The 13,061-nt window shown below is 66.7% G+C and carries 10 protein-coding genes; 7 read left to right on the top strand and 3 right to left on the bottom strand.

Going from position 1 to position 13,061, the window contains the following annotated elements:
• Positions 1 to 5 precede the first annotated feature (5 nt).
• Both POR01S_RS09570 and epd read right to left on the bottom strand, forming a co-directional pair.
• Positions 6 to 1,169, bottom strand: coding sequence for a phosphoglycerate kinase (locus POR01S_RS09570; protein ID WP_027598233.1), 1,164 nt, complete (start codon positions 1,167 to 1,169; stop codon positions 6 to 8).
• A gap of 27 nt (positions 1,170 to 1,196) precedes the next feature.
• Positions 1,197 to 2,240: an erythrose-4-phosphate dehydrogenase gene (gene epd, locus POR01S_RS09565; RefSeq protein ID WP_042135368.1), complete on the bottom strand. Its 1,044-nt coding sequence runs from the start codon at positions 2,238 to 2,240 to the stop codon at positions 1,197 to 1,199.
• 464 nt (positions 2,241 to 2,704) lie between these two features.
• Between epd and nrdH the strand changes: the two genes are divergently transcribed.
• From nrdH to POR01S_RS09530, 7 genes are all read left to right on the top strand, one after another.
• Complete coding sequence (nrdH, locus tag POR01S_RS09560; RefSeq protein ID WP_007161291.1) at positions 2,705 to 2,929, top strand: glutaredoxin-like protein NrdH; 225 nt, start codon at positions 2,705 to 2,707, stop codon at positions 2,927 to 2,929.
• Between the two features lie 10 nt (positions 2,930 to 2,939).
• Entirely contained in the window at positions 2,940 to 3,344 is a 405-nt protein-coding gene (gene nrdI / locus POR01S_RS09555) for a class Ib ribonucleoside-diphosphate reductase assembly flavoprotein NrdI (RefSeq protein ID WP_027598230.1), read from the top strand.
• Positions 3,326 to 5,467, top strand: coding sequence for a class 1b ribonucleoside-diphosphate reductase subunit alpha (gene nrdE, locus POR01S_RS09550; protein WP_081875193.1), 2,142 nt, complete (start codon positions 3,326 to 3,328; stop codon positions 5,465 to 5,467). The genes nrdI and nrdE overlap by 19 nt, the downstream gene beginning before the upstream one ends.
• Positions 5,468 to 5,477: 10 nt before the next feature.
• A complete protein-coding gene (gene nrdF / locus POR01S_RS09545; protein WP_288493776.1) occupies positions 5,478 to 6,458 on the top strand; it encodes a class 1b ribonucleoside-diphosphate reductase subunit beta in 981 nt (326 codons plus the stop codon).
• 497 nt (positions 6,459 to 6,955) lie between these two features.
• A complete protein-coding gene (locus POR01S_RS09540; RefSeq protein ID WP_042135361.1) occupies positions 6,956 to 8,494 on the top strand; it encodes a DNA-3-methyladenine glycosylase 2 in 1,539 nt (512 codons plus the stop codon).
• Positions 8,491 to 9,027 carry a methylated-DNA--[protein]-cysteine S-methyltransferase gene (locus tag POR01S_RS09535; protein WP_027598226.1) on the top strand — a complete coding sequence of 179 codons (537 nt, stop codon included), beginning with the start codon at positions 8,491 to 8,493 and terminating at the stop codon, positions 9,025 to 9,027. The genes POR01S_RS09540 and POR01S_RS09535 overlap by 4 nt, the downstream gene beginning before the upstream one ends.
• 87 nt (positions 9,028 to 9,114) lie before the next feature.
• Positions 9,115 to 10,980 (top strand): type VI secretion system Vgr family protein, encoded by a 1,866-nt coding sequence (locus POR01S_RS09530; RefSeq protein ID WP_042135358.1) that lies wholly within the window; start codon positions 9,115 to 9,117, stop codon positions 10,978 to 10,980.
• A 69-nt stretch (positions 10,981 to 11,049) separates the two neighbouring features.
• Here the strand turns inward: POR01S_RS09530 and tkt are convergent, their stop codons facing one another.
• The gene (gene tkt / locus POR01S_RS09525; protein ID WP_042135357.1) at positions 11,050 to 13,047 is read right to left on the bottom strand and encodes a transketolase; all 1,998 of its coding nucleotides are present in this window, start codon (positions 13,045 to 13,047) and stop codon (positions 11,050 to 11,052) included.
• Between the last annotated feature and the right edge of the window lie 14 nt (positions 13,048 to 13,061).

Below are 13,061 nucleotides of genomic sequence, written 5' to 3'. Positions count from 1 at the left end.
GGCGATTACTCCTGGGCGCGTTGCTGGAGGACTTCGACGGCCGGCAGGACCTTGCCCTCGACGAATTCGAGGAAGGCGCCGCCACCGGTGGAGATATAGGAAACCTTCTCGCCGATGCCGTACTTGTCGATGGCGGCCAGGGTGTCGCCACCCCCGGCGATGGAGAAGGCGTCGCTGTCGGCGATGGCCTGGGCCAGGGTGCGGGTGCCTTCGCCGAACTGGTCGAATTCGAAGACGCCCACCGGACCGTTCCAGAGGATGGTCTTGGCCGACTTGAGCAGGTCGGCGAATTGCTGGGCGCTGACCGGGCCGATGTCGAGGATCATGTCGTCGTCGGCCACGTCGTTGATCGACTTGGTAGTGGCCTGGGCGGTCTCGGCGAATTCCTTGGCGACCACCACGTCCACCGGCAGCGGCACGCTGACCTTGGCGGCGATGGCCTTGGCGGTGTCCACCAGATCGGCTTCGTACAGCGACTTGCCAACCTTGTAGCCGGCCGCGGCGAGGAAGGTGTTGGCGATGCCGCCGCCGACGATCAGCTGGTCGCAGATCTGCGCCAGGGAGTTGAGCACGTCCAGCTTGGTGGAGACCTTGGAGCCGGCGACGATGGCGGCCATCGGGCGGGCGGGATTGCCCAGCGCCTTGCCCAGGGCATCCAGCTCGGCGGCCAGCAGCGGACCGGCCGCCGCGACCTTGGCGAACTTGGCCACGCCATGGGTCGAACCCTCGGCGCGGTGGGCGGTGCCGAAGGCGTCCATGACGAAGATGTCGCACAGGGCGGCGTATTTCTTCGCCAGCTCATCGGCGTTCTTTTTCTCGCCCGCGTTGAAGCGCACGTTCTCCAGCAGCACCAGCTGACCCGGCTCGACCTGGACGCCGTCCAGGTAGTCCTTCACCAGGGGCACCTCGCGGCCCAGGGCCTTGCTCAGGTAGGCCGCGACCGGGGCCAGGCTGTTTTCCTCGCTGAACTCGCCCTCGGTGGGACGACCCAGGTGCGAGCAGACGATCACCGCAGCACCCTTTTCCAGGGCCAGCTTGAGGGTCGGCAGGGCGGCGACCAGGCGGGCATCGCTCTTGATCTGGCCTTCCTTCACCGGAACGTTGAGGTCTTCGCGAATCAGGACGCGCTTACCCTTCAGATCGAGGTCGCTCATTTTCAACACGGACATACAGGCAATCCCTTAGTTGTGCTTGTTTCAGGTGGGCTTGGCGATGCGCAGCCAATGGCCGGCGACGTCGAGCATGCGGTTGGCGAAGCCCCATTCGTTGTCGAACCACACCAGCAGATTGACCAGCCGGGGGCCGGAAACGCGGGTCTGGCTGCCATCGACGATGGCGGAATGGGGATCGTGGTTGAAATCGCAGGAGGCGTGGGGCAACTCGGTGTAGTCGATCAGCCCGGCCAGGGGACCGCTCTGGGCGGCGTCACGCAACAGGGTGTTGAGCGCCGGCGCGGTGGTGTCGCGGCCGACGATGCAGGTGATGTCCAGGCAGGAGACGTTGACCGTGGGTACGCGCACGGCGCGGGCCTGGATGCGCCCGCCGAGCTCGGGCAGCAGGCGTTCGATGCCGCGCGCCAGGCCGGTCGCCACCGGGATGATCGACTGGAACGCCGACCGCGTCCGCCGCAGATCTTCGGCATGGTAGGCGTCGATCACGGGCTGGTCGTTCATGGCCGAGTGGATCGTGGTGATGGAGACGTACTCCAGACCCAGGGTCTCGTGCAAAAGTTTCAGCACCGGGACGCTGCAATTGGTGGTGCAGGACGCATTCGAGACCAGCGTCTCGTCACCGCGCAGGGCCTGCTGGTTGACGCCATAGACCACGGTGGCGTCGACGTCGGTCTCGCTGACCATGGGCTGGGAGAACAGCACCCGCGGCGCGCCGGCGGCGAGAAAGCGTCCGGCCTCGGCACGGGTACTGAAGGCGCCGGAGCATTCCAGCACCAGATCGACGTCCAGTGCGCGCCAGTCCACCCGCTCGGGCTCCGCCTCGCGGCGGATCTCCAGGGCCTGGTCGCCGATGCGCAGGCGTTCGCCGTCCAGCGCCACCCGCCCGGGAAAGCGGCCATGGGTGGAGTCGAAGCGGGTCAGGTATTCGAGACTGGGCCGGTCGGCCAGATCGTTGAGGGCGACGATGGCGAGCTCGCTCGCCGCACCGCGCTCGTGCAGGGCACGCAACACGCAACGACCGATGCGACCGTAGCCGTTGAGAGCGAGGCGATAGCGAGCGGAACTCATGCGTGAACGGACTCGGGCGCAAGCGAAAGGCCGATTATGCGGCGGTTCGACGACGAATGGGAGTCGCGAGCGTAGTCAGGGCGACTTTCGCACTACAAAAAGGCGCTCTCCTTGGCAGACAGGAAAGAAATCCACCCTCTGGCCAGACGCCCCTGCCGCAGCCACAGCGTCTTGCGGTCTGCAGGGGGAAGTCCGCAGGTAGCCCCAGGGGCGGAGGGACTACCTGGTTCAGCGGCCATGGCCTGACTGAAATCGTCATCCAGGCGTGATAGAGCAGAGCCATGACCCAGATCAAAATCCCCACTTGTTGTGGTGTAGAAATTCAAAAACACCATATGTAGTATCTGGACCGAACTTGAGACCCAAGTCGAACTCAAAGGAAAGGACCCGCGCCGCCCCGGCAGAGCCCGGCTGGCGACAGGCTTTTTCCTTTGAGTTCGCCCCACTACGGACAGGAGTCAGCCATGACCATCACCATCTACAGCAAGCCCGCCTGCGTGCAGTGCAACGCCACCTATCGCGCCCTGGATCGCCAGGGCATCGCCTACCAGGTGGTGGACATCGAGCAGGACGCCAAGGCGCGCCAGACCGTGGAATCCCTGGGCTATCGCCAGGTACCGGTGGTGGTGGCCGGTGACGACCACTGGGCCGGCTTCCGCCCGGACAAGCTCGGCCAGCTGGTGGCCTGAGGCCAGGACCATGGGCGAGCTGCTGTATTTCTCCAGCACCTCGGAGAACACCCACAGATTCGTCGAGAAACTCGGACTGCCGGCGCGGCGCATCCCCCAGGATCCCGCCGCCGAACCGCTCAAGGCTCGCGAGCCCTACATCCTGGTCTTGCCGACCTATGGCGGCGGCGGCAGCAAGGGCGCGGTGCCCAAGCCGGTGATCCACTTTCTCAACGATCCGCACAATCGCGCTCTGATCCGCGGCGTCATCGCCGCCGGCAACACCAACTTCGGCGAGGGCTACTGCCTGGGCGGACGCATCGTCGCCCAGAAATGCGCGGTACCCCTGCTCTACCAATTCGAATTGCTCGGCACGACGGAAGACGTCGACCGGGTGCGCACGGGAGTGAACGACTTTTGGCAACGTCAGGCCTGACCCCGACCGGCAGCGAAGCGGACTACCACGCGCTCAACGCCATGCTCAATCTCTACGGCCCCAACGGCGAGTTGCAGCTGGACAAGGACCGCCAAGCGGCGCGCCAGTACTTCCTGCAGCACGTCAACCAGAACACCGTGTTCTTCCATAACCTGGATGAGAAACTCGACTACCTGGTGGACAAGGGCTACTACGAGGCGGCGGTGCTGGAGCAATACGCGCCGGTCTTCGTCAAGGCGCTGTTCGAGCGCGCCTACGCCTACAAATTCCGCTTCCAGAGCTTCCTGGGCGCCTTCAAGTACTACACCAGCTACACCCTCAAGACCTTCGACGGCCAGCGCTACCTGGAACGCTACGAAGACCGGGTGTGCATGGTCGCCCTGAGTCTGGCCCGTGGTGACGAGGGCCTGGCCGAGTCGCTGGTGGACGAGATGATCAGCGGGCGCTTCCAGCCGGCCACGCCGACCTTTCTCAACGCCGGCAAGCTCCAGCGCGGCGAGTTGGTGTCCTGCTTCCTGTTGCGCATCGAAGACAACATGGAGTCCATCGGCCGCGCGGTGAATTCGGCGCTGCAGCTGTCCAAGCGTGGCGGCGGCGTGGCCTTCCTGCTGAGCAACGTGCGCGAGGTCGGGGCGCCGATCAAGCGCATCGAGAACCAGTCCTCCGGCATCATCCCGATCATGAAACTGCTGGAAGACGCCTTCTCCTACGCCAACCAGCTGGGTTCGCGCCAGGGCGCCGGGGCCGTCTATCTCAATGCCCACCACCCGGACATCCTGAGATTCCTCGATACCAAGCGCGAGAACGCCGACGAGAAGATCCGCATCAAGACCCTGTCCCTTGGCGTGGTCATCCCGGACATCACCTTCGAGCTGGCCAAGCGCAACGCCGACATGTACCTGTTCTCGCCCTACGACGTGGAACGGGTCTATGGCGTGCCCTTCGCCGACATCAGCGTGAGTGACAAGTACGCGGAGATGGTGGCCGATGCGCGCATCCGCAAGCGCAAGATCAACGCCCGGGAATTCTTCCAGACCCTGGCGGAGATCCAGTTCGAATCCGGCTATCCGTACCTGATGTTCGAAGACACGGTGAATCGCGCCAATCCCATCGCCGGGCGCATCAACATGAGCAACCTCTGCTCGGAGATCCTCCAGGTCAACACCCCCAGCCGCTTCGACGAAGACCTGGGCTACGAGCATGTCGGCCAGGACATTTCCTGCAACCTGGGCTCGCTGAACATCGCCCGCACCATGGATTCGCCGGATCTGGGCCGCACCGTGGAAACCGCCATCCGCGGCCTCACCGCGGTCTCGGAAATGAGCGACATTCGCTGCGTACCCTCGGTGGCCGCCGGCAACGCCGCCTCCCACGCCATCGGCCTGGGGCAGATGAACCTGCACGGTTACCTGGCCCGCGAGCACATCCACTACGGCTCGGCCGAAGGCCTGGATTTCACCAATCTGTACTTCTACACCGTCACCTACCATGCGGTGCGCGCCTCCAATCGCCTGGCCATCGAACGCGGCCAGAGCTTCCAGGGCTTCGCCGATTCCAAGTACGCCAGCGGCGAGTATTTCGACCAGTACACCGAGGGCGACTTCACCCCGCGCACCCCGCGGGTGGCCGAGTTGTTCGAGGTGGCCGGCATCCGCCTGCCGACCCGCGCGGACTGGCAGGAACTCAAGGCCTCGGTGATGGCGCACGGGTTGTTCAACCGCAACCTCCAGGCCATCCCGCCAACCGGCTCGATTTCCTACATCAACCACTCCACCTCGAGCATCCACCCCATCGTCGCCAAGGTGGAGATCCGCAAGGAAGGCAAGCTGGGCCGCGTCTACTACCCGGCGCCCTACCTGGCCGATGACAACCAGGAGTTCTACCAGGACGCCTACGAGATCGGCCCGGAAAAGATCATCGACACCTATGCCGAGGCCACCCGCCATGTCGACCAGGGACTGTCGCTGACGCTGTTCTTCCGCGACACCGCTACCACCCGCGACATCAATCGGGCGCAGATCTACGCCTGGAAGAAGGGCATCAAGACGCTCTATTACATCCGCCTGCGCCAGGCCGCCCTGGAAGGCACCGAGGTGCAGGGCTGCGTGTCCTGCAGCCTGTGAGGAAAAGGTCATGAATGCAGCTATGAACGCCCCGCGCCTGAATCGCATCAACGCCATCAACTGGAACCGCATCCAGGACGAGAAGGACCTGGAGGTGTGGAATCGCCTGACCGGCAACTTCTGGCTGCCGGAAAAGATCCCGCTGTCCAACGACATTCCCTCCTGGGCGACCCTGACGCCCGAGGAGCAGCAGCTGACCATCCGCGTCTTCACCGGCTTGACCCTGCTGGACACCATCCAGAACGCCGTGGGCGCCCCGACCCTGCTGGCCGATGCCGTCACCCCCCACGAGGAAGCGGTCATCGCCAACATCGGCTTCATGGAAGCCGTGCATGCCCGCTCCTACAGCTCGATCTTCTCCACCCTCTGCTCGACGCCGGACGTGGACGAGGCCTATCGCTGGAGCGAGGAGAATCCCTATCTGCAGACCAAGGCCGACCTGATCCTCGCGCGCTACCACGCCGAGGACCCGCTGCTGCGCAAGGTGGCCAGCGTCTTCCTGGAGTCCTTCCTGTTCTATTCGGGCTTCTACCTGCCGATGTACTGGTCCAGCCGCGCCAAGCTGACCAACACCGCCGACCTGATCCGCCTGATCATTCGCGACGAAGCGGTGCACGGCTACTACATCGGCTACAAATTCCAGCAGGCCCTGGCCAAGGAAAGCCCGGAGCGCCGCCAGCAGGTCAAGGACTTCGCCTACGAGCTGCTGCAGGATCTCTACGACAACGAGGTGGCCTACACCGAGGACCTCTACGACAGCGTCGGCTGGAGCGAGGACGTGAAGAAATTCCTTCACTACAACGCCAACAAGGCGCTGATGAATCTGGGCTTCGAAGCCCTGTTCCCCAGCAGCATGACCGACGTCAGCCCGGCGATCCTTGCCGCCCTGTCGCCCAGCGCCGACGAGAACCACGACTTCTTTTCCGGCTCGGGTTCGTCCTATGTCATCGGCAAGGCGGTGAGTACCGAAGACGAGGATTGGGATTTCTGAGCCAACCTCCTGCTCCGATCAGCCCCCTCTCCCCGTGGGAGAGGGTTGGGGTGAGGGCCCACCTCGCCGCGAAGTCCCCAGCAGAAAAGGCTGCGCCGTTTTCCACGCCACGACGCTGAACCGGCCTGCTCCGGCAAGCCCCCTCTCCCCCTGGGAGAGGGTTGGGGTGAGGGTGCCCCTCGCGACGAAGCTCTAGTGGAAAAGACTGCGCCGTTTTCCACGCTACGATGCTGAACCGGCCTGCTCCGGCAAGCCCCCTCTCCCCCTGGGAGAGGGTTGGGGTGAGGGCGCCCCTCGCCGCGAAGTCCCCAGCAGAAAAGGCTGCGCCGTTTTCCACGCTACGATGCTAAGTAATACGGCTTATCGCGGCCATGGGCCGCTCCTACAGGGCAGTGCTACTTTTGTAGGAGCGGCCCATGGCCGCGATAGCTCTCTACCTCAGCGGTCCCGTCCGAAAACGGCCAGTCACCTCTCCCCGGCGGTGCTAACCTGCCGCCATGAACGCCTTCCCCGATATTCCCGCCTTCGAACGCGCCCGCCTGGCGCGGGATCCGCGTTTCGACGGCCTGTTCTACACCGCGGTGCTCACCACCGGCATCTACTGCCGGCCGGTGTGCCCGGCGCAACCGCCACGCCCGGAAAACGTCAGCTACTACCCCAGCGCCGCAGCCGCCGAGGCCGCGGGCTATCGTCCCTGCCTAAGATGCCGCCCGGAGCTCTCCCCCGCCGGCGGCCACTGGCAACGCGGCGACGCCACCCTGGCCCGCGCCCTGCGACTGATGGACGAAGGCCTGGACGACGGCGGCCTGCCCGCCCTCGCCGCCCGCCTCGACCTCAGCGAACGCCAGTTGCGCCGGCTGTTCGTCGAGCGCCTCGGCGCCGCGCCCCTGGCGGTGCTCACCACCCGCCGACTGCTGTTCGCCAAGCAATTGCTCAGCGAGACCCGGCTGCCCATCACCGAGGTGGCCCTGGCCGCCGGCTTCGGCAGTCTCAGGCGCTTCAACACCGCCTTTCGCGACGCCTACGGCCTGGCCCCCAGTCAGGTGCGCAAAGGTCAGGCCGCGGCTTCGCCGGTGCTGGTCTTGCGCCTGGCCTATCGTCCGCCCTACGACTTCGCCGCCCAGCTGGATTTTCTCCGCGGCCACGCCCTGCCCGGCGTCGAGGTCCTAGATGACCACAGCTACGCCCGGGTGATCGGCACCCCCGAACAGCCCGGCTGGCTGCGCGTCTCGGCCTGGGACGCCGACACGCCGGCGCTGCGCCTGGAATTGCACGGCGCTGCACCTGGGGAGCTGCAAGCGGCGGTGGCGCGTATCCGCCGCATGTTCGATCTGGACGCCGATCCCGAAGCCATCGCCCAGGGTCTGGCGGTCGATCCGACCCTGGCCGAACTGGTGGCGCGCCGGCCGGGCCTGCGCCTGCCCAGTGGCTGGGACGGCTTCGAGATCGCCGTGCGCGCCGTCATCGGCCAGCAGGTCAGCGTGGTGGCGGCCACCACCATGACCGCCCGGGTGGTGCAGCGCTTTGGCCGCCCCTGGGGCGAGCCTGGTCACGAGGCCAGTCGACCGCCAGCCGGTCTGCATCACTTCTTTCCCACGGTGGATGCCCTGGCCGATGCCGCCCTGGAAGACCTCACCGGCCTCGGCCTGATCCGCGCCCGCGCCGGCACCCTCGGCACCGTGGCCCGGGCCTTGCGCGCCGGCGAGGTGGACTTCGACACCGGGCGCACCCTGGACGATTTCGCCCGGCGCTGGATCGCGCTCAAGGGCATAGGGCCCTGGACCGCCCAGTACATCGCCCTGCGTGCCCTGGCCCATCCCGATGCCTGCCCGGTGGAAGACCTGGTGCTGCAGAAGCGGCTGGCGCCGCCCGGCGAGCGCCTGACCGCCAAGGCCCTGTACGCCCGCGCCGAAGCCTGGCGGCCCTGGCGTGCCTACGGGGTGATGCAGGTCTGGCGGGAAGCCACCTGGAAGGCGCCCGCCGACGCCCCCGCCGAGCCCGTTCCCACCCGTCTCGCCAAGGAGTCGCCCCGATGATCGCCTACTGCCTGCTGGACAGCCCCATAGGTACGCTCACCCTGGCCGCCGACGACAGTGGCCTGCGCGTGGTGGAGTTTCCCGAGAATCGCTACCTGGCCAAGCGCGACGCCAGCTGGAGCGCCGCCGACCACCCCATCCTCGACCTGGCCCGCGAGCAGCTGGGCGAGTACTTCGCCGGGCAGCGCCGGACCTTCGAGCTGCCCCTGGCACCGCGCGGCACCCCCTTCCAGCTGGCGGTCTGGCAGGCCCTGGCGGAGATCCCCCACGGCCGGACCTGGAGCTATGGTCAACTCGCCAGCCATCTCGGCCGACCCCAGGCGATGCGCGCGGTGGGCGCCGCCAACGGGCGCAATCCGCTGCCCATCGTGCTGCCCTGCCACCGGGTGATAGGGGCGTCCGGCGCCCTGACCGGCTTTGGCGGCGGCCTGCCGACCAAGCAATTCCTGCTGGAACTGGAAGGCGCACTGCCGCAGCCGCGGGATCTCTTCGCCGCCTCCCAGCCTGGCACTGCGCCAGAATCTGCCTGTTAAAAGGCTCTAGAATGCACCTTTCGGCGCTTGAGTCGGTGCAACCCTGTAGCGCACACTGGAGCTTTCGATTCGCAAGGACGCGATGCGATGTTCAGCTCAGCCAATACCCCGACCTTCACCCTGACGCTGGACGGCGTCGCCCAGGATTTCCAGGTGCTCGCCTTCGACGGCCACGAGGCCATCGGCCAGCCCTATCGCTTCCAGCTCGAGCTGGTCAGCGAGCGCCCGGACTGGCCGCTGGAAGCGCTGTTGCAGCGGCCCGCCTTTCTCGCCCTGGGTCCGGGTGACCAGGGCATCCACGGCCAGCTCGCCGCCGTGGCCCAGGGCGATACGGGCCGGCGCCTGACCCGCTATCGCGCCGAACTGGTGCCGCGCCTGGCTGCCCTGGCCCACCGCGCCAATTCCCGCATCTTCCAGGGACGCAGCGTGCCCGAGATCCTGGCGCAGCTGCTCGAGGAGCACGGCATCCTCGACGGCGACTATCGCTTCGCCCTGGGGCCAACGCGCTATCCGCCGCGCGACTACTGCGTGCAGTACGGCGAAAGCGATCTGTCCTTTCTCACCCGCCTCTGCGAAGAAGAGGGCCTGCACTTCCACCACCAGCATCGCCGCGACGGTCATGTGCTGGTGTTTGGCGATGACGCCACCGGCTTTGCGCGGCTGGGCGCCACCCGTTATCGACCCGGCAGTGGTCTGGTGACGGACGAACCCGTGATCAGTCGCCTGGCGGTCGGCCTGCAGATCCGCAGCAGCGCCGCGACCCTGCGCGATCACGACCCATTGCAACCTCGGCTGCGCCTGCACAGCCGTGCGGACGCCGCGGCCCAGCCCGCGCTGGAAGACTATGGCTTTCCCGGCGGCTTCACCGATCGCGCTACCGGCCAGCGCCTGAGCAGCCGGCGCCTGGAGCGCCTGCGAGGGGACGCCGTTCAGGCCGAGGGCGCGAGCGACCAGCCCAGCCTGGTGAGCGGGCACTTCCTGCCGCTGGAACAGCACCCGCGCGCCGACTGGAATCAGCTCTGGCTGTTGATTGAGATCCAGCACCAGGGTCGCCAGCCCCAGGTCCTGGAGGAAGACGCCGCCGACGCCATCCCGGCCGACGGCTGGCGCCAGGGCTATCGCAACAGCTTCGTCGCCCGGCCCTGGACGCAGCCCTTCCGCCTGCCCCTGCGCCATCCCAAGCCCAGGCTGCTGGGCGCCCAGAGCGCCGTGGTCACCGGACCGGCCGGCGAGGACATCCATTGCGATGCCCTGGGCCGGATCAAGGTGCAATTCCACTGGGACCGCCAGGGCCGGGCCGATGAGCGCACCAGCTGCTGGCTGCGGGTCGCCAGCGGCTGGGCGGGTGACGGCCACGGCGCCCTGGCGGTGCCGCGGATCGGCATGGAGGTGCTGGTGGGCTTTCTCGAGGGGGATCCCGACCAACCCCTGGTGATCGGCTGCCTGTACCACGCCGAGCATCGCCCACCGCTGGAGCTGCCCCGGGACAAGACCCGCACCACCTTCAAGAGCCTGAGCAGCCCCGGCGGCGGTGGATACAACGAACTGCGCAGCGAGGATCAAGAGGGTCAGGAAGAGATCCATGTCCATGCCCAGCGCGACTGGGACGAACGCATCGGCCATGATCACCGCAGCGAGATCGGCCACGAGCGCCATGAGCGCATCCGCGGCAACAGCTACAGCGAATTCCACGCCGAGGAACACCGCATCACCCGGGGCGAGCGCCGCAGCGAGGTGCGCGCCGACGACCACCTGGACATCGGCGAGAGTCAGCACCTGCGGCTGGACGGCAGTCTGCTGGTCGAGGCCGGCAGCGAGATCCGGCTCCAGTCCGGCCAGAAGATTGTCCTGGAAGCCGGCGCCCGCCTGACCCTCAAGGCCGGCGGCAGCTTCGTGCAGCTGGAGGCCGGCGGGGTCACCCTGGCAGGGCCGAGCATCCGGGTGAATCCCTGAGCAGGCGCTGAATCCCGGGCATAAAAAAGCCACGCCTCAGCGTGGCTTTTTCTATTAGCGCGGCAGGACTCAGTCTTCCAGCAACTCGCCAGCCACCGCCAGGACGTTGTCCAGGGTGAAGCCGAAGTGCTCGAACAGCGCGGCAGCCGGGGCGGATTCGCCGTAGGTGTGCATGCCGATGATGCGACCGTCGAGACCAACGTACTTGTACCAGAAGTCGGCGATGCCGGCTTCGATGGCGATGCGGGCACCGACTTCTACCGGCAGGACCTGCTGGCGGTACTCGGGGCTCTGGCGGTCGAAGACGCTGGTGCTGGGCATGGAGACCACGCGCACCTGGCGCCCTTCGGCGCTCAGGCGCTCGTAGGCCTGCACCGCCAGGCCGACTTCGGAGCCGGTGGCGATGAGGATCAGCTCGGGTTCGCCGACGCAGTCCTTGAGCACGTAGCCGCCGCGCGCGGCGTTGCCCAGGGTGGCTTCGTCACGCACGCTGTGGGCCAGGTTCTGGCGCGAGAAGATCAGCGCGCTGGGACCGTCGCGACGCTCCAGGGCCGCGTTCCAGGCGATGGCGGATTCCACCGCATCGGCCGGACGCCAGGTGTCCAGGTTGGGGGTGTAGCGCAGGGAGGCCAGTTGCTCCACCGGCTGGTGGGTCGGACCGTCTTCGCCGAGACCGATGGAGTCGTGGGTGAAGACATAGAGCACCCGCTGCTTCATCAGCGCCGACATGCGCACCGCGTTGCGCGCGTATTCCATGAACATCAGGAAGGTGGCGCCGTAGGGCACCAGGCCGCCGTGCAGGGCGACGCCGTTCATGATGGCGCTCATGCCGAATTCACGTACGCCATAGTGGACATAGTTGCCGCTGGCGTCTTCGGCGGTGACGCCCTTGGCGCCCTTCCACAGGGTCAGGTTGGAGCCGGCCAGGTCGGCGGAACCGCCGAGCAGCTCGGGCAGCAGCGGACCGAAGAACTGCAGGGCGTTCTGGCTGGCCTTGCGGCTGGCGATGGTCTCGCCCTTGGTGGCGACGTCCTGGATGAAGGCGGCGGCGCGCTCGGCGAAATCGGCGGGCAGGTCACCGGCCATGCGGCGCTTGAATTCGGCGGCCAGCTGCGGATGGGCCTGGGCGTAGGCGGCGAAGCGCTCGTTCCATTCGGCTTCGGCGACGGCGCCGCGCTCCTTGGCACTCCAGTCGGCATAGAGCTCGGCGGGAATCTCGAAGGGCGCATGGGACCAGCCGAGCAGTTCGCGGGCGGCCTGGATCTCGTCGTTGCCCAGGGGAGCGCCGTGGCACTCTTCCTTGCCCTGCTTGTGCGGCGCGCCATAGCCGATCACGGTCTTGCAGCAGATCAGGGTGGGCTTGTCGCTCTTGCGCGCGGTGTCCAGGGCGGTCCTGATCTCGTCGGCGTCGTGGCCGTCGACGTTGCGGATCACCTGCCAGCCGTAGCTCTCGAAGCGCTTGGGGGTGTCGTCGGTGAACCAGCCTTCGACCTCGCCATCGATGGAGATGCCGTTGTCGTCATAGAAGGCGATCAGCTTGGACAGGCCCAGGGTGCCGGCCAGGGAGCAGACCTCGTGGGAGATGCCTTCCATCATGCAGCCATCGCCCAGGAAGGCGTAGGTGTGGTGATCGACGATCTGGTGGCCATCGCGGTTGAACTGGGCGGCCATGACCTTTTCCGCCAGAGCGAAGCCCACGGCGTTGGCGATGCCTTGGCCCAGAGGACCGGTGGTGGTCTCGATGCCCGGGGCGTAGCCGTATTCGGGGTGACCCGGGGTCTTGCTGTGCAGCTGACGGAAATTCTTCAGGTCGTCGATGGACAGGTCGTAGCCGGACAGGTGCAGCAGCGAATAGATGAGCATGGAGCCGTGGCCGTTGGACAGCACGAAGCGGTCACGGTCGGCCCACTGGGGGTTGCCAGGGTTGTGCTTGAGCTGATCGTGCCAGAGCACCTCGGCGATGTCGGCCATGCCCATGGGGGCGCCGGGGTGGCCGCTGTTGGCTTTTTGCACGGCATCCATGCTGAGGGCACGGATGGCGTTGGCTCGATCACGACGGCTGGGCATTGCGGTGTCTCCTG

This window comes from Pseudomonas oryzihabitans NBRC 102199, from assembly GCF_000730625.1.
Taxonomy (GTDB): Bacteria; Pseudomonadota; Gammaproteobacteria; order Pseudomonadales; family Pseudomonadaceae; genus Chryseomonas; species Chryseomonas oryzihabitans.
The sequence above is the reverse complement of the archived record's forward strand: the minus strand, read 5'-3'. Positions and strand labels throughout refer to the sequence as shown.

Bases quoted from the DNA above. Each gene is read 5' to 3' on its own strand.
- POR01S_RS09570 (WP_027598233.1), bottom strand. From the start codon at position 1,169: ATGTCCGTGTTGAAAATGAGCGACCTCGATCTGAAGGGTAAGCGCGTC.
- epd (WP_042135368.1), bottom strand. From the start codon at position 2,240: ATGAGTTCCGCTCGCTATCGCCTCGCTCTCAACGGCTACGGTCGCATC.
- nrdH (WP_007161291.1), top strand. From the start codon at position 2,705: ATGACCATCACCATCTACAGCAAGCCCGCCTGCGTGCAGTGCAACGCC.
- nrdI (WP_027598230.1), top strand. From the start codon at position 2,940: ATGGGCGAGCTGCTGTATTTCTCCAGCACCTCGGAGAACACCCACAGA.
- nrdF (WP_288493776.1), top strand. From the start codon at position 5,478: ATGAATGCAGCTATGAACGCCCCGCGCCTGAATCGCATCAACGCCATC.
- POR01S_RS09540 (WP_042135361.1), top strand. From the start codon at position 6,956: ATGAACGCCTTCCCCGATATTCCCGCCTTCGAACGCGCCCGCCTGGCG.
- POR01S_RS09535 (WP_027598226.1), top strand. From the start codon at position 8,491: ATGATCGCCTACTGCCTGCTGGACAGCCCCATAGGTACGCTCACCCTG.
- POR01S_RS09530 (WP_042135358.1), top strand. From the start codon at position 9,115: ATGTTCAGCTCAGCCAATACCCCGACCTTCACCCTGACGCTGGACGGC.
- tkt (WP_042135357.1), bottom strand. From the start codon at position 13,047: ATGCCCAGCCGTCGTGATCGAGCCAACGCCATCCGTGCCCTCAGCATG.